Source organism: Pseudolactococcus reticulitermitis (assembly GCF_002260845.1).
Classification (GTDB): Bacteria; Bacillota; Bacilli; order Lactobacillales; family Streptococcaceae; genus Pseudolactococcus; species Pseudolactococcus reticulitermitis.
In genome coordinates, this window is record NZ_BEDT01000003.1 from 167,960 (window position 1) to 192,245 (window position 24,286).

Sequence of the window (24,286 nt, forward strand, 5' to 3'; positions counted from 1 at the left end):
TAGACAATTTAGCCCCCCTTAGTTCAGTAGTCCCCGATAAAGCTCGAGATAGGCAAGACTTGCGGTATCCCAAGAGAAGTCAGCTATCATGGCTTGTTTTTGTAAGTTTGCCCAAGCAGTCGGTTGATTAAAGTAAACATCTAGAGCATAAAATAGCGTTTGTGCCATTTGGTAACCTGAAAACTCATAGAAGCTAAAGCCTGTCCCGCTACCATCAAATTGATTATAGGGCTGAACTGTATCTTTTAAGCCACCTGTTTCATGGACCAAAGGCAAGGTGCCATAACGCATGCTCATCATTTGAGATAAGCCACATGGCTCAAAGGCTGATGGCATCAAGAAAATATCGCTACCGCCATAAATCATCTGTGCCAACTCTAAGTTAAAGGTAATATTCGCTGAGAATTTATCGGGATAGGTTTGACCAAAGTAAACAAAATCATGCTCAAACCTCGGGTCACCTGTGCCTAATAAAACGACTTGCACATCGTGTTCCAAGATATGGCTCATCTCCTCAACCACAAGGTTAAAGCCTTTTTGATAGGTCAAGCGACTGACGATCCCAATCACAGGGACATCAGCTCTGACTGGCAAACCTAGGCGTTCTTGGAGGATTTTTTTATTGGCATATTTGCCAGATAAATCTGCTGCATTAAAGGGCACAGCAAGATTAGGATCTGTCATCGGATCATAGAGTGCGGTATCAATCCCATTAATCAAGCCTGTCAATTTGCCTGATTCCATGCGTAAGATGACCTCCAGCCCTTTACCAAACTCAGGTGTTTTAATCTCCTCAGCGTAGGTTGGCGAAACTGTCGTCACACGATCAGCATAAAGAATACCTGTTTTTAACCAGTTAAAGCAGTCCGCCAAGCGAACAGTTCCATCCATGTAGCGTTCCATCCCCATACCAAATAAATCTGGTAATGTATTGGGATCAAAATAACCTTGAAATTCAATATTATGAATGGTTAAAACCGTCTTAATCTGAGAAAAAGCCTGAATCCACTTATATTTTTCCTTGATTAGGAAAGGTAGCAAAGCAGTGTGGTAGTCATTGACATGGAGAATATCTGGCACAAAGTCCAAGCGCTCCATGACTTCTGCGACAGCCAGTTGGAAGAAAGCGAAACGTTCGCCGTCATCGTCATAGCCATAAACGTCATCACGACCACCGAAATAGTCCGCATTGTCAACAAAATAGAAGACCGTGCCATCAAGCTCGATTTTTTTGATACCGACATACTGATGCCGCCAGCCGACATTAACAAATGTCCAAAAAACATCCGCAGCTTGGTCACCGTATTTTTCAGCGATTTTTTGATAATAAGGCAGGATAACCCGCGTTTCAGTCGTCGCATCTTGCTTCAGTGATTTAGGCAAAGCGCCAATCACATCACCTAAGCCTCCCGTTTTGATAAAGGGTGCAGCTTCAGCTGCCACTAATAATATCTTCATAAGGTTTTATCCTCTGTCACATGCGCTTGTTTTTCGATAATGATTGGCTTTTCTTTGGTGCCGATAATTTGAACACCCGGATCAATCTCTACTTCTTTATCGACAATGGCATACTGCACACGCGCGCCTGCCCCAATTTTGACATTAGGGAAGATGATTGAATCTTTGATAGAGGCTTCTTTGTCGAGCTGACAACGACGGGAAATGATAGAATTTTCCACACGCCCCTCGATGACTGAACCAGAGGCAAATTGTGAATTGAAAATTTCAGATGAATTGGCAAAATAAGTTGCCTCTTCATTCTTCACTTTGGTGTAAACTTTTTGTGTCGCATGTAGTAATGATGTGAATTTCTGAGGATCTAGCATGTCCATATTGGCTTCGTAGTAAGATTTAACGTCATGGATATTTTTCATATAGCCCGCATATTCATAGCCAAGTGCCCCAAGTTCCACTAACTTGTCTGATAACAAATAGCGGAGTTGCCGTGGCGCTTCTTGATGCTGCTCAACTTCCATCATGCGGATCAAAAATTCTGTATTGATGATATAGATCCCTGTTGACATCGCAATCAACTCATCTTCTGCATAATGGCTAGCCTCATAATCTGTCACGCTAGAAACTGTGTCTGTTTCGTCTAGTTTCAGCACACTATTGACTGAACTCATCTGCACTTTTGGCATTTTTTTATAAACGACACTCATCGTACGCTTATTCGCTTCATGCACATGAATCAGTTGTTTCAAGTTGATATTACAGAGAATATCAGCTGTTGAAAAGACGGTATATTGACTGTGTGAGCGGCGTAGGAATGTCAACAGTTGCGGATAATAAGTCAAATCCGTAACCCCTTCTTCGCTTCCATCATTGTTATAAAACCCAACGAAAAAGTGATCCAAAAGTGTGTTCAGCCCCCACTCACGGCCTGTCCGAATGTGATCCAATACAGAAGGCACATTTTTTTGAGAGAAAATGCCATAGATATTGGTAATCCCTGCATTGACCAGATTAGAAAGCTGGAAGTCAATCAAGCGATACTTGCCATCAAATGGTAACGTAGCAAGTGGCCGTGAATTCACTAACTGTTCCAGTTTATGTGTGCCCAGTGCATTTCCTAAAATGGCACAATATTTACCGTTCTTCATCTTCTACCCCCACTTTTTCTTTATAACCGACGACTGCGATTGCTTTCTTCGTCCCTATGATTTTAACATTCGCACCGATTCGGCTACCTTCGCCAATGATCGCATTTTTTACGACTGCACCCGGTTCAAGGATACAATTTGTCATAATAAATGAATCTTCTACTTCAGCATGCTCATGGATCTGAGCATTGGTCGAGATAATCGAATGTTTCACGGAACCTGCAATAATCGCACCATCCACAACGAGAGAGTCTCGGACTTTTGCTGTCTCACTGATAAAATTAGGTGGTGCAATTTCATTGTGTGAATAAATTTTCCAGCTACGGTCACGACTGTCCAGTTCATTATCTGGTGAAATGTATTCCATATTGGCTTCATGCAAGGATTCGATTGTGCCGACATCTTTCCAGTATCCTGAAAATTCATAAGCATAAACGCGTTCGCCTGCTTCTAGATATGTCGGAATGACATTTTTACCAAAGTCAGACATATCAATCTGATTTTTCTCACCATTTTCGAGAATTTGACGCAATTCTTTCCAGTTGAAAATGTAAATCCCCATCGATGCCTTGGTTGATTTTGGATTTTCTGGTTTTTCCTCAAATTCAACGATACGATTTGACGTGTCCGTGTTCATGATACCGAAACGGCTGGCTTCTTCTAGCGGCACATCCATCACCGCCACAGTCAAATTGGCCTGACTATCTTTATGGGCTTTTAACATATCGTCATAGTCCATTTTATAGATGTGATCGCCCGACAAAATCAAGACATAATCAGGATCTAATTTGTCAATGTAGCCCATATTTTGATAAATGGCATGACTCGTCCCTTCAAACCATTTATTGCCTTCTGTCGCTGAATACGGCTGCAAAATCGTTACGCCACTATCAATACCATCAAGACCCCAAGCAGAACCATTCCCAACATGAGCGTTGAGTTCAAGCGGCTCGTACTGCGTAATCACACCGACATTTTTAATGCCTGAATTCACACAGTTTGACAGCGCAAAGTCAATAATTCGATAACGACCACCAAATTGAACAGCTGGTTTAGCAACTGTTGATGTCAGAGCACCTAAACGTGTGCCTTGCCCCCCCGCTAAAATTAGCGCAAGCATTTCTTCTTTCATACGTTCTCCTTTTTGCCATTTATAGTGATATCAATGCACCTGATACAGAATCAAACTCTTATCACATGCAACTAATAAGCTTAATTTAGATTTTTTCGTCAAGCACGTCCAAGACCCGTTGCCAGCTGCCATTTCCCAAAGCCCGCTTGTAAAAAGCATACACAGTCCCATATGGCGGATAGGTCTCAGGTAGTTTCGCCCAGACTGTGCCTGTCTGCTGAATATAGAGCGCGGCATTGACTAAGTCACGCTTGTCATATTTCGAACGCCCTCCCACTGGGAAATGCTCAATTAACAGCGCCCATTCAGCATCTGTCAGTTGATGACTTGACTCGGCTACTTTTTTAGCCAATTTCTTGACTGGCTTTTTAGTTGACTTTTTGACTGACTTTTTTGTCTTAGGCTGACTTGCCCCGTCGTCTTTCGATAATTGCCAGATGACTGCACCCAGTGCTGGCAAGGTAAAGCTTAACGTATTTTGATAAGCTTTCCACTGACCTTTTTGCGTTGCCGTATCAGCATTGTGTGCTAGCCACGAACCGCCATATTCTGCCATTTCTGAATTGAGCACCTCGGTGTAGGTTCCCGCAAGCGGTACCCCAATGGTAAAGTTCGGCCGTTCAATCGGTGCCATATTAAAGACACAAATCAACTGATTGCCTGACGCATCCTTTCGAATGAAACTCAGAACACTCTCCGCGGTATTATCTGCGTCAATCACTTCAAACCCAGCATAATCATGGTCTAGTTCAAATAACTGTGGTGTTGCCTGATAAAAATGCGCAAGTGCTGTCGTAAAGACCTGCATCTGATCATTCATCTCATCAGAAACAGCCCACTCTAACTGCCAATCATATTTCCATTCCAGGAATTGCCCGAACTCTTGCCCCATAAAGAGGAGTTTTTTACCGGGATGACAGATTTGATAGGCTAAGAGATTTCTCAGACCTGAAAACTGTTGGTAACGGTCGCCCCACATCTTATGCATGAGCGATTTTTTCCCGTGAACGACTTCGTCATGCGAGAAGGGTAAAATGAAATTTTCATCCATCATATACATGAAACTGAAAGTCAGGAGGCTGAAATGTTGCCCACGATAAAGCGGATCCATCTGATAAAATCTCAGGACGTCATTCATCCAGCCCATGTTCCATTTGAAGTCGAAACCTAGACCACCCATCTCAAGCATACCTGTAATCTTGATTTGACTACTAGCTTCTTCTGCTGCCAGGATCACATCCGGATGTGCCAGTTTAATCACGCTGGTTAATTTTTTGAAAAATTCGACACCATCATGGTTGGTGTTGGAGCCATCTGGATTGGGTGTCCAAGGGCCTTGATCGTAGTCCAGATAGAGCATGTTAGACACGGCGTCAATCCGAACCCCATCAATATGATAGAAGTCAATCCAAAATTTAAGTGATGAGATGAGGAAGGCTTGAACTTGTGGTTTAGATAAGTCAAAATTCAGGGCTTGCCACCCAACATTGCGGGCACGATTACCATCTTGATATTCATAAGTCGGTGTGCCATCGAAATAAGCGAGCGCATCATCATTTTGTGAGAAATGTCCCGGTACCCAATCAACGATAACGCCTAGGCCTGCCAAGTGTGCTGCCTCGACAAATGCCTGAAATTCTTCTGGTGTGCCATAGGTATGTTCCAAGGCGAAATAACCCGTCAACTGATAGCCCCAGCTCATGCCTAAAGGATGAGTCATCAGCGGCATAAACTCAATGTGGGTATAACCGAGTGATTTGACATAAGGGATAAGTGTTGTCGTCAAATCTGCAAAGGTATAAAGTCTGCCGTCTTCATGACGTTGCCACGAACCTGCATGCACTTCGTAAATATTTAAAGGCGCACGAAACATATCGGTCTTGCGACGCGTTGCCAACCAAGTTTCATCTTGCCAGTCTTTAGGTTTAACATCATAAATCTGTGCCGCTGTATCTGGTCGCTCACCAAAACGGATGGCATAAGGATCCATTTTTTCTATCACTTGCCCTGATGATCGCGTCACCAAATACTTGTAATAAAAACCTAACTGAGCTTGTTCATCTGGCAAAGTCACTTCCCAGACACCTTGGTCATTGCGTGACATCGGTATCGGATGCTCCCACCAATCTGTCATATCACCAATCAATTGGACTTGTTGCGCATGTGGTGCCCAAACTCGAAAAACACGGCCACTTTCGGTTTGATGACAACCTAAATAATGTTGCGCATGGAAGTTTTCCCCCGTCGTAAACGTCCTCAGCGCCTCATCTACTAATTTTTGATTCATACTTATCCCCCTTCTCGTCATTTATTTCTTAGTTTCTATACTTATCTTACCATATTATACTCGTTATGACAAAATATATAGCTAAAAATTAGAAAAGACTATCTATTCAGACAGTCTTCGTTTTTGTTATTTAAATTTATAGACACTTTCAAAAGCTCCCAAAAAGAAAGCGGGATAATCAACTTTTTTACTTAAAAAAGTTAACGCATCAAAATCAACCATCAGACCTTGATCTGATATATTAAATATAAAGACAGCTGTTTCATTCAAACTCTCCCTAATAAGTCCGAAAATTCTGTCAGAATAGAAGAGTGACAGATCGCCCGTCGCTAAAACAGGGGCAGATTGTCTAATTTTGATCCATTTCTGATAAATTTTGCTTGTCGTCTCATTGCTATTTTCCCAAGGGAAAAACGCCCGATTTTCAGGGTCTTTATGACCTGTTAGACCCGCTTCATCCCCATAATAAATGGTCGGCACACCCGGCAAAGTCATCAGTAAGCCAACTGCCAAATCTAATTTCGTCAGACTTTGATCTAATGTCGTCAAAATACGTTCGGTATCATGGGTGCCAATGTTGTTAAAGTTGTTTAAAAAGACATCTGCTGGATAGTTTTCAGACAGCTGCATGAGTTTTCTCGCAGCCGTTTCAGGCGTCATCTCTCCCATGACAAGACCTAAAATAATATCTCGGAAAGGATAGTTCATCGTGGCATGTAAGGCATCTCCATAGACATACTTACGATGTTGTTCATAGGCGACCTTACGTGACGCATCTTCCCAGACTTCACCGATTAAAACTTGCTCAGGATAGTTTTCAAGCGTATCGCGGATGCCTTTGATGAAATTATCCGGCAGCTCATCTGCGACATCCAAGCGCCAACCGTCAACCCCTAAACTGTTCCATTTGCTCAGCACACTATCACTTTCCCCATAGATATACTGCTGAAAGTTGGCGTTCGTTTTGTCAATGGTTGGTAAATCTTTAATCCCCCACCAAGATTTATAATCATCAGGATATTGATGAAATGTAAACCAATCAAAGTAAGGAGATTGAGCCGTTTGATAAGCGCCTTGACCGCCAGACTTGCCATCAAAATCAAAGTATTTGGAATTTCTACCGACATGGGAAAAAACGCCGTCCAAAATTAGGTGCATCCCCTCTTGGTGCAAGGTATCCACCAATTCTTTAAAGTCCGCTTCAGAGCCTAAAACAGGATCAATTTTCATGTAATCACTGGTATCATAGCGATGAGAACTTCTCGCTTCAAAAATCGGATTGAGATAAAGCGCCGTGACACCGAGCGATTTCAGATAAGGAATTTTATCAATAATCCCCGCTAAATTGCCACCATAATAAGTCCAATGTGTAATGTCGCCATTGGCTTCTCTGATATAGTAAGGGTCATCTGTTTCTTTTCCATAGAAGAAAATATTGTCCTTGGGATTTTCTAGATGACCTTTTCTAGCAAATGAATCCGGAAATATCTGATAGAAAATCGCTTGCCGATACCAGTCGGGAGCTGCTTCGCGTTTCAGAAAAACGGTTTGTGTATAGGGAATGACTGAGATTTCATCCACATAAGTCGTCCCTGGTCCACCACCAATGTCAGTAGCCCCATAAAAATAACGGTACTCATGTGCGTCGTCATACTCAGTAATTTGAAAATAATAATTATAATAGCCAATTTCTGACAAATTAGGCAAGGTCATGCGAAAAACGCCATCAGAAATAGCGGTCATTTTTTCATAGGATTTAAAGCCATTTTCAAACTGTAAAACAATATTAACTGCAACCTGATGATTGGTTTGAATTATCAAGTCAAATTCAACTGGTGTGCCAACAAGGACGGCACCAAATGGCCGTTTATAGTCCTGCAACCATGAATTGTAGGTGATTTCAGCCATCCTTATTCTCCATCATGACTGGCAATGATGCTGAGTTGTCCATCAAATTGCCAGTCTGAAATATCACTTGTTAGGATGAAGTGGTCGCCTTTTTTAACCGGATAACTTGCGCCTGCAACCGTCAAGCTACCTTGCCCCGCCAAAACAGAGCACAATGTATAAGGGGCAGTCTTAACAAAGGCTACCGGACCAGAAATCTCCCATTTTTCAACTGTGAAAAAGTCGTTCGACACATAAGATGTTTTGACAAGATTTGTCAACTCTGTCACGACTGGTGTCGTATTGGCAGGCGCACCAAAATTCAGCACATCGATTGATTTGTCGATATGTAGTTCACGCAGATTGCCCGCATCATCTTTCCGATCAAAGTCATAAACACGATAAGTCGTATCTGATGACTGCTGTGTTTCGAGGATTAAAATCCCTTTACCGATGGCATGCATCGTCCCGCTCGGCACGTAGAAGAAATCGCCCGCCTTGACTTTGACTTTCGTCAACAAATGCTCCCAGTCACCCGCCTCAATCATGGCACGTAACTCTGCCTTATCTTTGGCATGGTGGCCGTAGATGATTTCAGCATCAGGCTCCGCTGCGATAATGTACCAGCACTCCGTTTTCCCTAACTCGCCTTCATGGGCTAGACCATAGGCATCATCCGGATGGACTTGGACACTCAGCCAGTCATTGGCATCTAAAATTTTTGTTAGCAAAGGAAAAACTGCTTTTTTTGAGTTACCAAATAACTCCCGATGTTCAGCATAGAGCTTGTCAAGGCTTACCCCCGCATAGTTGCCATTTTTAATCGTTGAAACACCATTTGGGTGGGCTGAAATCGCCCAATACTCACCGATTTTGTCTGACGGCAAGTCATAACCGAAAGCTTTTAAGTGGTCGCCGCCCCAGATTTTTTCCTGAAAAACCGAGTTAAGAAATAGTGGTTGTGTCATGTCTATCTTCTTTCTATGTTACGCTTTATTGTGATTGAAAACGCTCTATTTCTATTTTAACAAATATCTCTGAAAAAATGGGAATTAATGCGAACTATTCTTACCATTTTTTAATGGGCTATCGACTTGCTTTCATTTCATACATATGATAAAATATTCATATGAAAAATATTTCAAATGAAGTCCTGACAGAAATTGTCCATATTCATAAAATTTTAGCCAATCCCTCTCGCGTTAAAATTTTATTACGCTTATCAGAGGGACAACAAAACGTCTCGCAAATTTCTGAGACTATCGGTTTAGAGCAATCTGCCGTTTCCCATCAGCTGAAAATTCTCAAAGCACATCATCTCGTAACCCAAGCCAGAGCCGGTAAAGCCATCAATTATCAGCTTGGCGATAGCCACATCTTACAACTCCTCCAACTCTCCATTGCCCATGCGCAAGAATTAGAAAGCGAGCATATCCATGACCCACAACCACCCGCACACAACACCTGACGCAGCATCTGGCAAACGGATTACGATTGTTTTTGTGCTCAACATCGTATTTGCCGTCCTCGAATTTATTTTTGGCGCCATGTTTGGCTCTGTCGCCATTCTCTCAGACGCCGTTCATGACACGGGCGATGCGATTGCTGTTGGTTTTGCCTGGTTTTTCGAGAAAATTTCCCGTAAAAAATCGAACCCATCCTATACGTTAGGCTACCGCCGTTTTTCCTTACTCGGCGCCTTGATTACCAGCGTTATCCTACTTGTCGGCTCCACCCTCGTCATCTTAGAGGCCATCCCCCGCTTGCTCCATCCGACACCTGTCCAAACGACAGGGATGTTCTGGCTTGCCATTGTTGCGATTATGGCTAATGGTTATGGCGCTTATTTGATGACACGTGGCACCTCTCGCAACGAAAGCATTCTCAACCTCCATATGTTAGAAGACGTCCTCGGATGGATTGCAGTGCTGATTTTGTCAATTGTCATGCACTTTCAACCCTGGTATTGGTTAGACCCACTTTTATCACTTTCCATTTCCATTTTTATCCTTACTCAGGCCGTTCCGAAATTTATTGGGACTTTACGGATCTTAATGGAAGCAGCACCTGAAACAGTCAACTACACTGCCTTGGTTGCTGAACTAGAAAATGCGCCTGAAATTGATCAGGCGACTGAACTCTGTATCTGGTCAATTGACGGTGAAAAACACGCAGCGATGTTGCATATGACTATTACCATCGCTGACCAAGCCCAGGCCAAAGCTGCAGCACGTGTCATTTTAGAAAAGCATAATGTCGCTTATTCTGCTATTGAAGTAGATGGGGATATACAGGAACATCAGGCCCATCAGGACAGTTGAGCATTAATTATACAAAAGATACTGTACAAATAATACTATATCCTAACATAGAATACTAATTCTTATAAACCCAAACTAGCAAATACACTAAACCGAGTAGTAAATTATTTCTATATTATAATGAATGGAGTTACACTCTAACAACATAGTGTTCATTTTCATAAATTAAAGCTAATATATAGATGAATCCAATGAGTAGCTCATCCATACCTTCATCACTTATATCTAGGTTAAATGTAAAGTCATTTCTATTTTTCTCAACTCTAACAGTCACATATTTTTTTTCTTTGATGTAAATGCTAAAAACATCGCCTAGAAATTCACCTTTAATAGAAATATATTGCCCATCTATCACATATTTGGAATGAAACTGCTCCATATCCTTTCTAACAGTCACTTCTTTTTTATTATCAAAACTTAATGTGTAGCGTGGTAAATCATAAAGGCCAAAGCTATTCCTCAAACGTTTAATTTCTCCAATTGTACGACTAGTCTCATATGTAATGATGTATTTTTCTCTAGTCGGAATCGTTGGTATCGCTTTCATTTTGCTGGAAATTTTACCTTCTTCGTTTTGTGCTAAAAACTCATCTCCAAGTTTTACAATTTTCATTTTTTCTTCCTCTCTCTACTATACTAGGAATCATGGCTAAGATATAAATACAGGACTGAGATGTTAGTGTATTTAAGATATATTTAAAATTAAAATATCATCGACTATATTACTCTCATTTCTTGCCTACATATTATCATTCTTTTATACATCTGTCAAGTTTTTATTAAAAATAATATATTTTTAATAAAAAGCTTGATATATATATATCCTTCTTTTAAACGTTAAATATCCAAACTAATGTTTTTATTTTTTTATAACATTTGAATTTAGAATCCAAATCTTTGATTTTTATAACTAAAGTATGTTGTAAGCATATCCTAAAAATTATCATAAAAGGTTCAAACGAATGTTTGGAAATTATGAATATGTAGACTATAGTTTTAACGACTTCAAGAGATACATTCCATTCATGAATAAAACTTTGAATAACTACAAGAGGAGCTAAGATAAAAGTCAAAATTTTTGCTAATTATAAAAATAAAAAAGCTTTCCCATACAATTTGATAAAAATCTACTCATACTGATTCACCATCATTAACAAAAAACCAGCACAAGTCACCTCAGACCTATACTGGTTTTATAGTATTTTTAATAAAGTATTAGTCACCGATTTTTGTCAAAATCGCATTGATAAACTTGGCATCTTTTTCATCATTAAAAGCTTTAGCCAATTCAATTGCTTCATTGATTGCCACGATACGTGGTGTTTCAGCAAATAAAATCTCAAAAGCGCCTAGTCTTAAAATCACACGATTGATTGGCGATAGACGTTTGACTGACCAATTTTTCGCTAAATAGGTCGTGATTTTTTCATCAAGATCTGATTTTTTAGCACGCACACCATAAACCAAGGCCATCATAAACTCTAGGTTAGGTTTATGCGCATCATCAAAGCGATCTGTTAAGATATAAGCTGATGCTGGAATTTCAACCGTTGGTTCTGGACTGACAACTGCACCATCTGAGCCCAAGGCTTGTTTCGTCACACCACCTTCGCGGTTGGGTGTGAACGAATAAGTCGTTCCTGGCCCTTTTCGCTTAGGTTTAACAGCTACTGGCGTTTCATCCACCAGTTCTTGACTTACAAGTCTATCGTCATTGGTCAAGGCAAAAACCATGGCATCTTCCACAGTTTCGTCTGGTGTCATTTCCAGTTGATAGAGGGTTTGCACAGCACGAATGCGAATTTCATGCTGGCTTAATGGCTTAGTCGACATCCAAAAAGTCCTCATCAAAGAGTTCTTTGAAGTCTGGTTTTGGTGTCTTTTCAGGTACAACACCCGCGACATGGATATTGACCTCGTCAATGACGATATCGCTCATGTCAAGGACGTTATCTTTGACCACACGTTGCATTTCCATAGCAACATTTGGCACAGAAACACCGTAAGTCAAGTAAACATAGATGTCGACAACAACTTTATCATCTTCTTGACGGACATAAACGCCACGACCGTCGGCTTTTTTGCCAATCCGGTCTGCAAACCGTTTATTGCGTAGGCCATAGACACCGTCAATTTTCGCTGCAGCAACTGCGACAATGGTTTCAACAACTTGTGGTGCGATGACGATTTCGCCAAGTGTTTCAGCATTTGTATTTATTTTTGTATCTGTCATAATTTTTCCCCGTTTCTTCAGGACATCGGTATCATGGTAGCGATTGGCTCAGGAAAGACCAAAAGTCACCAGTTGGCTCATCACAGTGTGATTAAGCACGTTTCAAGTAAGCACCTGTCTCAGTGTTAATTTCAAGTTTTTGCCCCACTTCGATAAAGTCTGGAACATTGACCACAAGACCTGTCTCCATCACAGCTGGTTTACCAGAACCTGTTACCGTTGCGCCTTTGATAGACGGTTGTGTTTCAGTTACAGTCAAAACAACTGTTGTTGGCACTTGAACACCAATCACTTCTGAGCCGAAGAATTGGATTTTCACTTCTTCATTTTCAAGGATAAATTTCAATTCGTCTGCCACATTTGCCACTGGAATTTCATATTGGTCGTAAGTTTCATTATCCATGAAATAAGCCGTGTCGTCCATTTGGTAGAGGTATTGTGCGTTATGTGTTTCGATAATCGCTTGGTCAAATTTTTCCTCAGGACGATAAGACGTATCAAAAGTCGAACCAGTCCGGACATCACGGAGTTTCATGCGCATGATGGTATTGCCTTTACCAGGTTTGTGGTGGCTGGCTTCCAAGACGCGCAAAAGTTTGCCGTCTGTTTCAAAAGTCATGCCCGCCTTAAGTTCGTTTGCTGCTACCATTTTTTATGTTCTCACTTTCATTTTTTACGTATTGATAGGTTCTCTCAATTTTATCATATTTTCAAGTATTTCGCTAGATTTTCAATCATTTCCTTGAATTTAGAGAATAATTAATGCTTTTGGCGCCTTCGTTAGCACTTCAACACCTTGTTTTGTGATGAGTAAATCGTCTTCGATTCGGACACCACCGATATTTTCGACATAGATGCCCGGTTCATTTGTGATAACCATGTTTTCAAGCAATCGGTCTTCCGATACCTTTGGAAAATACGGTAATTCATGCACATCAAGTCCTAGGCCATGACCGATACCATGTGAGAAAGCTTCACCGTAACCTGCCGCCTCGATGATGTCACGCGCCGCACGGTCATAGTCGCCATAAGTCAAGCCAGCTGAGCTGACATCGGTCACGGCTTGCTGGGCTTTTTGCACAATCTGATAAATGGCCCGCATTTGAGGACTGGCGCTACCGACAAAGAAAGTCCGTGTCATATCGCTGGCATAATGGTCATAATAACAACCAAAATCAACGGTCACAGTATCGCCAAATTCAATCGGCTTATGCGTTGCACGACCATGTGGCAGGGCACTGCGCTTGCCTGAGGCCACAATCGTATCAAAACTAATCCCTGATGCGCCTAAATCACGCATTTTAAAGTCTAGGAAGTTGGCGATTTCAATTTCTGTTTTACCCGGCTCTACAAATTTCAGCAAATCATTAAAAGCTTGATCTGAAATGGCACAGGCTTTTTTAATCGTTGCGATTTCGCTTGGATTTTTAATCTGTCTGAATACTTCGATGAAATTGCTCGTCGCTCTGAGCGTCAGACCCGCTAACTGCGTTTGCATGGCTTGAAACTCGGCATAAGTCACACCGTCTTCAAAACCGACTTGTGTCAATGCTTCTTTTTTCAGCAACTTGGCAATTTCGGTCAATGCTTCGCGGGTCTCAACGATGTCAAAATCCACCGCAACCTCACGCGCCGCAATACTATAGCGAGAATCCGTTAATAAATACTGAGCTTTTGCTGTTACCAAAATCGTGCCAGCAGTTCCCCAGAACCCACTCAAATAGTAGATATTTTTCAAATTTGTGATGATGACGGCATCCAAGTTTTCTGCTTGCATGCGTATTCTAACGTCTGATAGTCTAGTCATTTATTTCTTCCTTACCTGATGATTTAATACTTTGATTATCTTGGAGCAATAGGGCTAACATGACAAAAGCGATGTTAGAACTATGCGAGTAAGCAGTGTATCTTGACGCCCAAGAGGTCACATATTTTTTCTTATAGTTGCGTAAGCCTTCGAAATTGTAAAGGGAATCTCCAAACTGATAAATCAAATTGGCAATTCTTTCTGAGACGAAAGCGCTGCGAGCTGTTCCGACATTAGCAAGTGGTGTCATCCCTAAATCAAATTTAGCGATGCCTTCTGCTTGGAAATGTTCAAATAGCTTGATGAAAAGGAAATCCATCACCCCTTTGGGTGCCTGCTGACTATGGCGCATCAAGTCAATGGTAACGAAGTCCTTGGTGTAAGTCGGCATGATATTGGCAAAGGCAACAATTTCATCATCTGACCGCACAATCGCAATCGGCGCTTTCGAGAGATAAGTCTCATCAAAATACCCGAGAGAGAAACCTTTTTCACGTCTGCCATCTAACCATTCATCAGAAATCGCCCGTAATCTCGCAAAGAGCTCCGGGGTCAAATCTGCTTGTTCAATCATTTCCAATCTAAAGCCAGCTTTTTCAACTTGATTAACCGCTTGACGTTTGCTTTTATTTTTTGAGCCTGTCAACGTGAAATCAGTCAGATTAACATGACCTTCTTCGCCTTGCTTGATGAAATGATAGCCTAATTCATGCAAGATTAACGTTGTCTTTTTATCAATTTCATAAAAGACTGGTCGGTAACCTAAGCGGTCAGACTCTTTGATAAAAGCTGTCAAGGCAGCTAACAGACACGACCGATCACCAGATGGCGTCCCCATGACCAAAACCTTATCCTGACGAATGGCGAATTGAATAACTAAACGGTCATCATAGACCCACATCCGCTTGTCTCCCATGAAAATGAGTTGACTTTGCGTATTACCACCATAGGTCGTCAAAATATCGAGAGCAACCGCTTCATCTAATGCTGTGCCAATCCTTTGGAACTTTCCTTGCAAATAGTGCATGTAAAACATCCAGACGCCTGCGACGATAAAGATGGCAATCAAACCACTTGCCCACATTTTTTCCGATGGGAAAAAGAGAAACTCACTGACTTTATGGTGGAGATGATAAGCTGGGCGTGACATGGTACCGACAACGATATAAAGCACCATGAGAATAATGACAAAGAAACTATCAAACATAATCGTTTCATAACTCAAGACCAGTTGCTCACGATAAAGTTCACTTTTGATGAAAATGGTTAATAAGAGCAAGACCGTCAATAAAACAATCGAATACCAAGAGAAATCATCTAAGAAAATATAAACAACGGTCAATAATTCAATGATGAGTGTCGGGATATAGGCACGCGATACCCGATTTTTAACGGCCCGACTGGTAATAATCAAGAGGAAGCCGAGAATGATTTTGGGCGACTCAGCGATTAAGTTCGCATTCCACGGCGAAATCTGGCGTAACCATCGCAGTTCTAGAAAGGCTTCCGGCACTGTCGCTGTCAAAACAAGAAAGCCACCGGTTAGGGCAGTCATAAAAGTCACGACCTTATGCAGAATCTCCCGGCTCAGATTTATCGGTATCCCGCTGAAGCGGGCATCGAACTGGCGTCCAGCCGTCATGACCCAAGAAATCAGTGCAATCGCAAGTGGCAAGAGATAATAGGCGAGGCGGTAGAGCAGGAGCCAGACGAGGATGATTTCGCGCGGGACGCCGAGATGTAGGAGCCCGAGCATCATCATGACGTCGAAAGACCCGAGCGCGCCCGGAATCATCGACAAGATACCGATAACTGAGCTAGCTGTGATCAGGACGATTAGGCTCGCCACTGAAATTCTCACATCAAGAACATGGCCAATGACGATGAAAGTCAGCATAACGCCACTCCACTCGAGGAAACTGGTCAGTAATAGTTCTGCTTGGAGACGTTTTTTGAGCCCACCTAGATTTTTCCGCGTGAAAAGGATGACAAGGACGAAATAAACGGCTGCACCAATGAGCCAAATCGTGTATTGGCTGAGGAATTGGTCGACCTGTCCCAACTGCACCAAAATAAAACCAATCAGACCGTAAATTGACAGACCCGAAAGGGCGAAGAAAAAGACTTTTGAAATGTTGGCAAGGAGCTTTTCTTTAACGTTTTTACCGTAATAATGACTGCGCAGACCAACAGAAACTGCACCGCCAAAACCTGCGATATTATTGAGCGTATTAATCAACCACGACATTTTAATCAGCTTGGAGAGTGGATAATCCGTGCCAACAAGCTGATTGAGCACGCGATCGTAATTGAGCATTGGCACGACGCTGATTAAGCCTGTGATAATCACCAGTACAATATCAAATAGGTTCAGCCGATCAAAAATCAGGCTGATTTTATCAGGTTGGACTTGTTTGAGTAGGCCAGTGATTTGGGTCACTGCGATGAAAGCCACTGCTATCACAAAAATGAGTTTGAAATACTTTTGATTTTTCTTTAAAAACTGGATCATTCCGGTCTCTTTCTATTTTTAGGGATTAGGATGAGCGTTTAAGGTTTCGTGTGTCTCTTGCAAAAATGTGGTCACCACGGCATTAAAGGTTTTAGGTCGCGTTTGAGAGACCTTATGAAAGGCATCTGGTATCTCTATAAATTCACCATGACAGGCTTTGGCAATCTTTCTTGACGACGATAGCTTAATCAAATCGTATTGCCCTGCAATCACGAGAACTGGCATTTTGAACTTTTTGAGGTCAGCCGTTGTCACACCGACATCTTTCACCAGCAATTCCGAAACAGGCGTATTAAAAAAAATATTTTGTAAAATAGAGGTCAGTCTCGGGAAAAAATGGAGGTCTGATAGGGATAGATTACCTGAATTTAAGATGAGTTTATCAACCCGTTCAGGATGATGTTTGGCAAAGACCATGGCTAAATTGGCACCGTCTGAAAAGCCTAAAATATCAGCCTTTTGTATGTTGAGCTGATCCATAACCTCTAAGACATCCTGCGCCATCAGTTCAAAATTTAATTTCTGCGAACTACTGGATTTGCCATGATTTCTCGAATCAATAGCAATCACATCAAAAGGCAAATCCATCTGTGGCTTGAAATATCGAGCGCTCTGACCATTGCCATGCAGCAAAATCAGCGGTGTTCCTGTTCCTTTGCGGACATAATGTATTTTTTCGCCATCATGGGTCTTGATATAGCCCGATGTCACGCTATTGGCTTTCACTTGTGTTGCCATCAGACTTACTCCTAAAATAAAAAGTGCGATTAACCGTTTCATATCTCTATTTTACACCTTTTTCTTAAAATGTTGCAGCTTGACTGTGAGGTATTGCGCTCATTATCAACATATTAAATAAGCTATATATGAGTTTTTTATGATATTCCTGTCCTCTTTATTATACCATAGATAGCTTATATCTTGCAGTTTCCTATGTCTATCAGCTGAGAATTTAGAAATTAAAAACTTTAAAGTCATTTATTTCTATTTTTCGAAGTTATCCAAATATAAACAAAGAAAAACCGCACTGTTATGCGGTTTTAACTTTATGTCACTTCATGTAAATTCAAATACAAGGCGGTAGACGGATTTGAACCGACGATCAAGCTTTTGCAGAGCCGTGCCTTACCACTTGGCTATACCGCCACAACCATTCCATTATATAATAGAATGATAGGTTTTGTCAAGATAATTTGGGAGATATTTCCATCCTTTAGTTGGTAATCGTTAATTCATTACCGACTTTTTGGACGCCGTCTGGCATGGGCCAATCTGGATTGTCTGTCGTTGACGCCAAATAGGTCATCATTTCACGGTAGACATCAAGGGCTAGATAGAGTTTAGCCCCCCAGACTGGTGTCATCCGATTATCATAACCTGACCAGACTGCCATCGAATACTTCGGTGTATAGCCGACGAAATTTTCATCTGGCGCGAGTGAACTGCCATCATAAGGACCATCAATGTTAGCCAAAGCCTGATCATATAAGTTATCATCATAGTTTGATGTTCCTGTTTTACCGGCTTGATTAAGCCCTGGAATGACACCATTCGTCATTGTCCCATTGGTAATCACGCCTTTGAGGATATCAGTGATTACATAGGCTGTCGATGCTTTCATCGCCCGTGTCCGCTCAGGTTTCATAAGCGTTTCCTTACCTTCTGCATCAACGATTTTATTAACATAGTAAGGTTTAGTATAAATGCCACCAGCACTAAAGGCAGCATAAGCAGCCGCCATCTTCTCAGAGCTTGCGCCCCATTGATTGCCGTCACCATTATTATAACTTGAAATCGCATTTGAATATTGCATATTCGGATAATCAATGCCCAGACCCTCTAGGAAGGCTTGAGACTTATCCAGACCAACAGCCGCTAGAGTTTTAACCGCTGGGATATTTCTCGACCCCCAGACCGCCTTACGCACAGTAATATTACCTTGATACTGTCTGTCCCAGTCATAGACCGGTGTATTGCCACCGTCGGGGTAAACATACCACGTATCGCCAATGATATCACCCGTTGATTTATAAACGCCATATTCAAAAGCAGGCGCATAATCTGTCGGTGGTTTCATGGTTGAACCCCAATCTCGGTTGGTCTGAACGGCTTGGTTGAGCCCAAACGTGACATCTGTTGGCAGTTTACGACCGCCGAGCTGGGCAATAACCGCGCCAGAATTGACATCAACGATGGTTGAGGCCACTTGGAACAAATCATCTGGGAAAGCCACGTATTGGTCTGTATTAAAGATATCCCAAAGTCTTTGTTGCGCCGCATTGTCTAATGGTGTATAGATTTTAAGACCGGCTTTATTGACATCAAGACCTGTTTTATTTTCGACTTCTATGATCACTTGCTTGATATAGTTATCAAGATAGCTTGGCACTGCTTTGGTGCTTGGTGGTGCTTGCAAGCCATCGTTAATCGGTTCTGCGAGGGCTTGTACCATCTGCTTCTTAGAAATCTTTTGGTAGCGATACATGGCACGTAGTACCATATCGCGACGTTCTTTTGCTGCTTTCGGATGGGCATACGGATCGTAGGAATTAGGCGCCTGTGGCATCCCTGCAAGGAGAGCAATCTGTGCCAAATCCAGAGACTTGAGGTCTTTACCAAAATAACTTTTAGCCGCTGTCAACATTCCATAGTAACCATTGCCCAAATAGGTTTTGTTAATATAGTAGGTAATGATTTCTTCTTTGGTGTTCTGGCGCTCAAGATTGACCGCCATCCAAGCTTCCTGCGCTTTACGTTTAATCGTCGCATCTTTCGCCTTGGTCGAGAAGAAAGAGAGCTTAATCAGCTGCTGGGTCAGGGTCGAGCCGCCCTGCATGCTATCATTTTGCGTGTTATGGATAACCGACGAAATAATCCGAACCGGATCAACCCCACGGTGCTGGAAGAAACGGTGATCCTCAATCGAAGTAATCGCATCAACCAATTCCAAAGGAATATCTTTCGTATCGGCTAATTCTCGCTTCTCAATGCCCAGGTCAACTAAGATTTGCCCTTCTTTGTCATAAATGACTGAGGAGGGCTTCGATTGTAACTTAGATTCCTCCAATTTTGGCGCATCTTTGGCATAATAAACAAATACGCCAACACCAGCGGCAAAACCGAGAATAATGAGCATAAAAACTGTGATGAGACACCATTTAATAACTCTGATGACACGAAGATTGATTTTCCGCTTACTTTGTCGTGGATTAGAAATGTGAATCACCTCCTAAAATTTTTTGAATACAGTCGAGATAAGGGATGCTGGGTAATTGATTGGTCGGCAGTTCATAGCCTTTTGTTTCAATGAATGCTAGTGCGATTGATTTTTGACCGGCTTTTTCTTTAAAAAATGGTATCAGATCGCTTGCCTTGAGCAAAAAAGTCCTTGAAAGCGTCGAAAAATGAAGCAAAACAAAGGCAATGCCGTTTTGACTTAAAACATTTTCCATGTGCACGATTTGATGCTCGTGAAAGTTTTTCAGTGGGAAGCTTGTTTTATTCTGCGTCTCTTTTGCTTCAAAGTCAAGATAGTGACCTTGGTAAACACCCGAGTAATCAGTTGTTGACGCTTGACGGAAATAGGCTTCTGTAATTTTAGCCCGGCTCCGTTGCGGGTAATCAACTTTGACAATCTGAATCGGTGTCGGCTTCTTATGGATGACTGCCAGCCCATGCGTTAAATAATAATCATTCGTGGCATTAATCTCAGCTTCAAAATTCATCCCACGTTTGCCAAATCTAACCGTCTTGGGCTGTTTGATTTGCTGTTTTCGTGCAACCGCAACACCACCTGGATATTTAACCATGATGTTCCTCTCTCATACTTTAGATTATTTTATCAAAAGTACCTTTTCTTACCCACTTTTAATAAAATACAGTTATAATTAGTTTACAGTATTATAGTAGAATATACAAGCATCTTGCTGTATAATGCGGTAAAAGTGGCATTTATAGGCCTGTTTTTCCGACTTAAACTAAATAAAACGTGGCGAAAGACGGCTTGCCTCCAAAAAAACAGGCTATTGCGGTATAATCAATCATAGGACGATTTAGAAATGGATAGATAGAAAATATGAAAACACTCCTCATTGTCGGCTACAGTGCCTTTGATTTAGGCATTTTTGACGAAAAAGATCTGAAATTAACCGTCATTAAGAGAGCCATTCGCAAAAATCTGGAAGCTTTTGCAGCTGATGGTCTAGAATGGCTAATCTTTAGTGGTAACCTAGGCTTTGAATACTGGGTACTTGAAGTTGCGAGTGAGATGAAAGCCGATTATCACTTTAAATTTGCGACGATTTTCCCGTTTAAAACACATGGTCAGAATTGGAATGAGGCCAATCAGGCAAAACTTGCGCTGTTTAAGCAGGTTGACTTTATCCAATACGCCTATGATGCCTATCAAAATGCAGGTCAATTTCGCGAGTATCATCACTTCTTAATCAGCAATGCGGATGGCGCTTTTGTCTTTTACGATGAAGAGAATGAGACTAAATTAAAATATTTAGTCGCCCAGTTACAGCAGACTGACAATTTTCCAGTCCGCATGTTGCGGTTTGATGCTTTGCAAGATATGGCAGATGAAATGAATCAAGACTAACATTAAAAAGCCTGACACATCTCAGATGGGTGTGTCAGGCTTTTTCTTAGTGATGTTTTATTTGACATTACTCACATCTTTTTTTCTTTTTTTCCAAAATGTTAGGACACCAAGTGCAGCAACAACTGCTGTCAAAATAACACCTGTCGTTTTGATAGCTTGTTCTTTACTTTCGCCTGTAACAGGGAGTAAAATCTTGTCATCCACGATACCTGCTGTCTGTTTGTCACTTTGATTATTTTTATGTGCTAAGGGATGTACAACAGTTTTAGGTGTTTTTGGCGTATTAGGTGTGTTCGGAACATTTGGTGTTTCTGGTGTATTGGGTGTGTTCGGAACATTTGGTGTTTCTGGTGTATTGGGTGTGTTAGGGACATTTGGTGTTTCTGGCGTGTTCGGTGTGTTAGGCGTATTGGGTGTTTCAGGGGTAACCGGTGGTTCTGGAATGTCAGTAAAGGCTTCTTCTTGCCAGTTAACTTGGTATGTGTTGGTGTTCAGTTGTAAACTTTGTTGATGAACAACTGGTGTTTCTTTCCAAGTTGTCACGACTGATTTTGTGATTTCTTCCCATGCTTGTTCAGGACTTGAGGTGTAAACCAAGGAATTGATTTTTACTTGTTGCAAATTAGACGCATAGCCTGTTGAACCTGATACCATAAATTTCACATTGGTTCCAGCTTCTTTGAGCCATTCTGAAATATTTTGTGTCCAGGTATGTCCTTGGTAGCTAATGGTCATAGTTTGGCTTGCAGCGTCATAATGGATTTGAATCGTTTGCCATGGTGTTGTTTGACCATTATCACCACTGATGACATCGGCAAGTTGACTTTCTTTATTTACATCGCCATTAATGGTATTAATGTCCATTTGTCCAATCCCTTTATTTTGACCTTGACTTGGGTCATCAATAAAGTAAGGATTGCCACCGATGCCATCATAAGTATCCCCATAGGTATGGACTGTCCCATGCGCATCGGTGTAAATAAAGGCGCCGAAGCTGCGACCGTTCATGTTATCTTGAGGTGTCCCATCTGCCTTGGTTTGAAGTGGGTCGGCATTATATGGTAAAGCACCGTGAGCTTCAGCAAGTTTTTTATTGTTATATTGACTGGCATTATCTGCCTGAACATCTTTGATGTTGTTGTAGTAAGTATCCAGTTTAAAGCCAAAGGAGTGATTGAGATAGCCTAAACCAAAGGAATTACCCCAATGTCCAACATCCGCATTACCGATTGGATTGAAACCAAAAGAAATGCCGTCGCCACCTTTTTCAGAGCCGGTATGGACTTGCACCCATTTGCCATCTTTTTCTTTGATCCATTTGGTCGCACCGCCGCCGCTTTTTTCGACACTGTGGCTACCCAGATTGACACTGGCATTCAAATCAAAATCTTGTGATAAGTCAATGCCTTTATCACTGCCTAAAATCGCAGTGCCCGCTTGGTCGTTTTTATCTGGTGTCAGCTGAATAACATTATTGACATGATCAAGCGTCGCATTGTTGCCGATTTTTTGACCTGTCACAGTATCATTGATATTGTCAGGGATCCTAAAGCCTTTTGTTTCGTCTACAATTTTGCCTTGTTTATTTTTCGTGAAGATGATTTTTTTCGTTTGTTGGGCATCCGTATAGTAAGTTTGACCCACTTTGACAGCTTCTAGTTGGACTGAATTGCCATTTTCGTCATAAACAGTATTTGGCGCAACATCACCTTTTATTGTGGCATGCGATGTTTTTTCCCCATCTTTTGGCGTTGTGACGACATTTGAAACAAGCGTTTGACCATCCGCTGTTTTGCCAGTGGTCGCGTCGTAAGTTGGTAAAGTATTGCCTTGTTCAGTTGATTTTTGAACAGGCGTACCAGTCGTTGTCGTCACATCACCAACAATGGCTGTCTTTGATTTGTCCGCAGATGTATAGGTGCCACTTGTGACATTGCCGTTGACATCTGTTGTCACACCGTCAAAATCTGATACAGCATTTTTAACTTGGTCTGGTGTTTTATTAGCGATAGCACCTGTTTGAGAACCTGTCACATCGCTAGTGACGGCTGCGCCGTTTGCTTGTGCAAGTTGTTCTGCTTGCGCATAAGTTAAATTGGTTTCATTGTGATTGTCACTTGATACTTTTTTGACATTTGTCACGCCATCAGGTGTTGTCGCAGCTGCTGTTTGAGCATTTCCGGTTTGCGCTGAGGCTGTTTCTGGGGTTACTTCATCTGCATAAGCAAGATTTTCAGCTGTTGTGCTGGATGCGACAGCTTTTTCAGTCGTTCTAATGTCATCCGCATTGACGTTATCAAAGTTTTTAATGGTACAAGTGAATTGGTTCACCTCGGAAACTACCTTGTCTGGGGCATCGTTTGTTTCCTTCGCCTGACAGTCATTTTCATCAATAAAACCTGCCCTGAGTGTGCCTGCAACAATTGCAAAAAAAGCCCCAGCTTGTACTAAAAGTTTATGTTCTCTTAGTAACTTTTTCTTTTCTTTTTGTGTCATCCTCTGCCTCCATCTACTTTAGGTTCGATTTTTCCACGATTTTTCAACTATGAAGCCTTGTGGTATCAACCCCTATATCCACCACCTATTGTACTCCTTCCTCACAGATATATCTAATAAAAAGCCTTTTTTTATTTCGCTTTTTATATGTTATTAAATTTTTATGAAACACCTTTTCTAGCCATTGAAAACCAATTATCCCAAGAATAGTCCCTGCTATTTTATGCGATAAAAGACAAAACAAAAGTCAAAATAAGGCGATTTCAGCGCAACTAATTGACAGATGAGCTGACTGACACACGGTGTAACAACATTTTTTTGCTACTGCTCATACAATTTTCTGTTACTGCTCGTGCAATTTTTTGTTACTGCTCCTACAACAATTTTTTACTGCTCGTGCAA

19 protein-coding genes and 1 tRNA gene are annotated in these 24,286 nt (G+C 41.6%); 3 read left to right on the top strand and 17 right to left on the bottom strand.

Annotated elements, in window-relative coordinates; genetic code table 11:
• Positions 1 to 18: 18 nt before the first annotated feature.
• The 6 genes from glgA to manA form a co-directional block, all read right to left on the bottom strand.
• Complete coding sequence (glgA, locus tag RsY01_RS06890; RefSeq protein ID WP_094784825.1) at positions 19 to 1,458, bottom strand: glycogen synthase GlgA; 1,440 nt, start codon at positions 1,456 to 1,458, stop codon at positions 19 to 21.
• Positions 1,455 to 2,603, bottom strand: a complete 1,149-nt coding sequence (gene glgD / locus RsY01_RS06895) for a glucose-1-phosphate adenylyltransferase subunit GlgD (RefSeq protein WP_094784826.1) — start codon at positions 2,601 to 2,603, stop codon at positions 1,455 to 1,457. The genes glgA and glgD overlap by 4 nt, the downstream gene beginning before the upstream one ends.
• On the bottom strand, positions 2,590 to 3,735 hold the full coding sequence (locus RsY01_RS06900; RefSeq protein ID WP_094784827.1) for a glucose-1-phosphate adenylyltransferase: 1,146 nt from the start codon (positions 3,733 to 3,735) through the stop codon (positions 2,590 to 2,592). Before RsY01_RS06900 ends, glgD begins: the two co-directional genes overlap by 14 nt.
• 85 nt (positions 3,736 to 3,820) lie before the next feature.
• A complete protein-coding gene (gene glgB / locus RsY01_RS06905; RefSeq protein WP_094784828.1) occupies positions 3,821 to 6,022 on the bottom strand; it encodes a 1,4-alpha-glucan branching protein GlgB in 2,202 nt (733 codons plus the stop codon).
• A gap of 126 nt (positions 6,023 to 6,148) precedes the next feature.
• Positions 6,149 to 7,930: a glycoside hydrolase family 13 protein gene (locus tag RsY01_RS06910; RefSeq protein ID WP_238594959.1), complete on the bottom strand. Its 1,782-nt coding sequence runs from the start codon at positions 7,928 to 7,930 to the stop codon at positions 6,149 to 6,151.
• Positions 7,931 to 7,932: 2 nt separating this feature from the next.
• The gene (manA, locus tag RsY01_RS06915) at positions 7,933 to 8,877 is read right to left on the bottom strand and encodes a mannose-6-phosphate isomerase, class I (protein ID WP_094784829.1); all 945 of its coding nucleotides are present in this window, start codon (positions 8,875 to 8,877) and stop codon (positions 7,933 to 7,935) included.
• A gap of 161 nt (positions 8,878 to 9,038) precedes the next feature.
• Between manA and RsY01_RS06920 the strand changes: the two genes are divergently transcribed.
• Both RsY01_RS06920 and RsY01_RS06925 read left to right on the top strand, forming a co-directional pair.
• Positions 9,039 to 9,377: an ArsR/SmtB family transcription factor gene (locus tag RsY01_RS06920; protein ID WP_094784830.1), complete on the top strand. Its 339-nt coding sequence runs from the start codon at positions 9,039 to 9,041 to the stop codon at positions 9,375 to 9,377.
• Positions 9,346 to 10,230: a cation diffusion facilitator family transporter gene (locus RsY01_RS06925; protein ID WP_094784831.1), complete on the top strand. Its 885-nt coding sequence runs from the start codon at positions 9,346 to 9,348 to the stop codon at positions 10,228 to 10,230. The genes RsY01_RS06920 and RsY01_RS06925 overlap by 32 nt, the downstream gene beginning before the upstream one ends.
• A gap of 130 nt (positions 10,231 to 10,360) precedes the next feature.
• Here RsY01_RS06925 and RsY01_RS06930 read toward each other — a convergent pair whose 3' ends face one another.
• The 10 genes from RsY01_RS06930 to recU form a co-directional block, all read right to left on the bottom strand.
• Positions 10,361 to 10,843, bottom strand: a complete 483-nt coding sequence (locus tag RsY01_RS06930) for an LURP-one-related/scramblase family protein (RefSeq protein WP_094784832.1) — start codon at positions 10,841 to 10,843, stop codon at positions 10,361 to 10,363.
• 602 nt (positions 10,844 to 11,445) lie between these two features.
• Positions 11,446 to 12,063: a transcription antitermination factor NusB gene (gene nusB, locus RsY01_RS06935; protein ID WP_157905794.1), complete on the bottom strand. Its 618-nt coding sequence runs from the start codon at positions 12,061 to 12,063 to the stop codon at positions 11,446 to 11,448.
• Complete coding sequence (locus tag RsY01_RS06940; RefSeq protein WP_094784834.1) at positions 12,053 to 12,463, bottom strand: Asp23/Gls24 family envelope stress response protein; 411 nt, start codon at positions 12,461 to 12,463, stop codon at positions 12,053 to 12,055. The genes nusB and RsY01_RS06940 overlap by 11 nt, the downstream gene beginning before the upstream one ends.
• Positions 12,464 to 12,554: 91 nt before the next feature.
• On the bottom strand, positions 12,555 to 13,112 hold the full coding sequence (gene efp / locus RsY01_RS06945; protein ID WP_094784835.1) for an elongation factor P: 558 nt from the start codon (positions 13,110 to 13,112) through the stop codon (positions 12,555 to 12,557).
• Between the two features lie 99 nt (positions 13,113 to 13,211).
• Positions 13,212 to 14,270, bottom strand: a complete 1,059-nt coding sequence (locus tag RsY01_RS06950; protein WP_094784836.1) for a M24 family metallopeptidase — start codon at positions 14,268 to 14,270, stop codon at positions 13,212 to 13,214.
• Complete coding sequence (gene mprF, locus RsY01_RS06955; protein WP_094784837.1) at positions 14,263 to 16,782, bottom strand: bifunctional lysylphosphatidylglycerol flippase/synthetase MprF; 2,520 nt, start codon at positions 16,780 to 16,782, stop codon at positions 14,263 to 14,265. Before mprF ends, RsY01_RS06950 begins: the two co-directional genes overlap by 8 nt.
• 18 nt (positions 16,783 to 16,800) lie before the next feature.
• The gene (locus tag RsY01_RS06960; protein ID WP_094784838.1) at positions 16,801 to 17,562 is read right to left on the bottom strand and encodes an alpha/beta fold hydrolase; all 762 of its coding nucleotides are present in this window, start codon (positions 17,560 to 17,562) and stop codon (positions 16,801 to 16,803) included.
• Between the two features lie 295 nt (positions 17,563 to 17,857).
• A tRNA-Cys gene (locus RsY01_RS06965) sits at positions 17,858 to 17,928 on the bottom strand.
• A gap of 67 nt (positions 17,929 to 17,995) precedes the next feature.
• Positions 17,996 to 20,008: a PBP1A family penicillin-binding protein gene (locus tag RsY01_RS06970; protein ID WP_238594960.1), complete on the bottom strand. Its 2,013-nt coding sequence runs from the start codon at positions 20,006 to 20,008 to the stop codon at positions 17,996 to 17,998.
• Positions 19,992 to 20,591: a Holliday junction resolvase RecU gene (recU, locus tag RsY01_RS06975; RefSeq protein WP_094784839.1), complete on the bottom strand. Its 600-nt coding sequence runs from the start codon at positions 20,589 to 20,591 to the stop codon at positions 19,992 to 19,994. The genes RsY01_RS06970 and recU overlap by 17 nt, the downstream gene beginning before the upstream one ends.
• Before the next feature lie 266 nt (positions 20,592 to 20,857).
• Here recU and RsY01_RS06980 point away from each other — a divergent pair, with 266 nt between their 5' ends.
• On the top strand, positions 20,858 to 21,385 hold the full coding sequence (locus tag RsY01_RS06980; RefSeq protein ID WP_094784840.1) for an SLOG family protein: 528 nt from the start codon (positions 20,858 to 20,860) through the stop codon (positions 21,383 to 21,385).
• A 57-nt stretch (positions 21,386 to 21,442) separates the two neighbouring features.
• Here the strand turns inward: RsY01_RS06980 and RsY01_RS06985 are convergent, their stop codons facing one another.
• Complete coding sequence (locus RsY01_RS06985) at positions 21,443 to 23,884, bottom strand: lectin-like domain-containing protein (protein WP_094784841.1); 2,442 nt, start codon at positions 23,882 to 23,884, stop codon at positions 21,443 to 21,445.
• Positions 23,885 to 24,286: the final 402 nt, after the last annotated feature.

Bases quoted from the DNA above. Each gene is read 5' to 3' on its own strand.
- glgA (WP_094784825.1), bottom strand. From the start codon at position 1,458: ATGAAGATATTATTAGTGGCAGCTGAAGCTGCACCCTTTATCAAAACG.
- glgD (WP_094784826.1), bottom strand. From the start codon at position 2,603: ATGAAGAACGGTAAATATTGTGCCATTTTAGGAAATGCACTGGGCACA.
- RsY01_RS06900 (WP_094784827.1), bottom strand. From the start codon at position 3,735: ATGAAAGAAGAAATGCTTGCGCTAATTTTAGCGGGGGGGCAAGGCACA.
- glgB (WP_094784828.1), bottom strand. From the start codon at position 6,022: ATGAATCAAAAATTAGTAGATGAGGCGCTGAGGACGTTTACGACGGGG.
- RsY01_RS06910 (WP_238594959.1), bottom strand. From the start codon at position 7,930: ATGGCTGAAATCACCTACAATTCATGGTTGCAGGACTATAAACGGCCA.
- manA (WP_094784829.1), bottom strand. From the start codon at position 8,877: ATGACACAACCACTATTTCTTAACTCGGTTTTTCAGGAAAAAATCTGG.
- RsY01_RS06920 (WP_094784830.1), top strand. From the start codon at position 9,039: ATGAAAAATATTTCAAATGAAGTCCTGACAGAAATTGTCCATATTCAT.
- RsY01_RS06925 (WP_094784831.1), top strand. From the start codon at position 9,346: ATGACCCACAACCACCCGCACACAACACCTGACGCAGCATCTGGCAAA.
- RsY01_RS06930 (WP_094784832.1), bottom strand. From the start codon at position 10,843: ATGAAAATTGTAAAACTTGGAGATGAGTTTTTAGCACAAAACGAAGAA.
- nusB (WP_157905794.1), bottom strand. From the start codon at position 12,063: ATGTCGACTAAGCCATTAAGCCAGCATGAAATTCGCATTCGTGCTGTG.
- RsY01_RS06940 (WP_094784834.1), bottom strand. From the start codon at position 12,463: ATGACAGATACAAAAATAAATACAAATGCTGAAACACTTGGCGAAATC.
- efp (WP_094784835.1), bottom strand. From the start codon at position 13,112: ATGGTAGCAGCAAACGAACTTAAGGCGGGCATGACTTTTGAAACAGAC.
- RsY01_RS06950 (WP_094784836.1), bottom strand. From the start codon at position 14,270: ATGACTAGACTATCAGACGTTAGAATACGCATGCAAGCAGAAAACTTG.
- mprF (WP_094784837.1), bottom strand. From the start codon at position 16,782: ATGATCCAGTTTTTAAAGAAAAATCAAAAGTATTTCAAACTCATTTTT.
- RsY01_RS06960 (WP_094784838.1), bottom strand. From the start codon at position 17,562: ATGAAACGGTTAATCGCACTTTTTATTTTAGGAGTAAGTCTGATGGCA.
- recU (WP_094784839.1), bottom strand. From the start codon at position 20,591: ATGGTTAAATATCCAGGTGGTGTTGCGGTTGCACGAAAACAGCAAATC.
- RsY01_RS06980 (WP_094784840.1), top strand. From the start codon at position 20,858: ATGAAAACACTCCTCATTGTCGGCTACAGTGCCTTTGATTTAGGCATT.
- RsY01_RS06985 (WP_094784841.1), bottom strand. From the start codon at position 23,884: ATGACACAAAAAGAAAAGAAAAAGTTACTAAGAGAACATAAACTTTTA.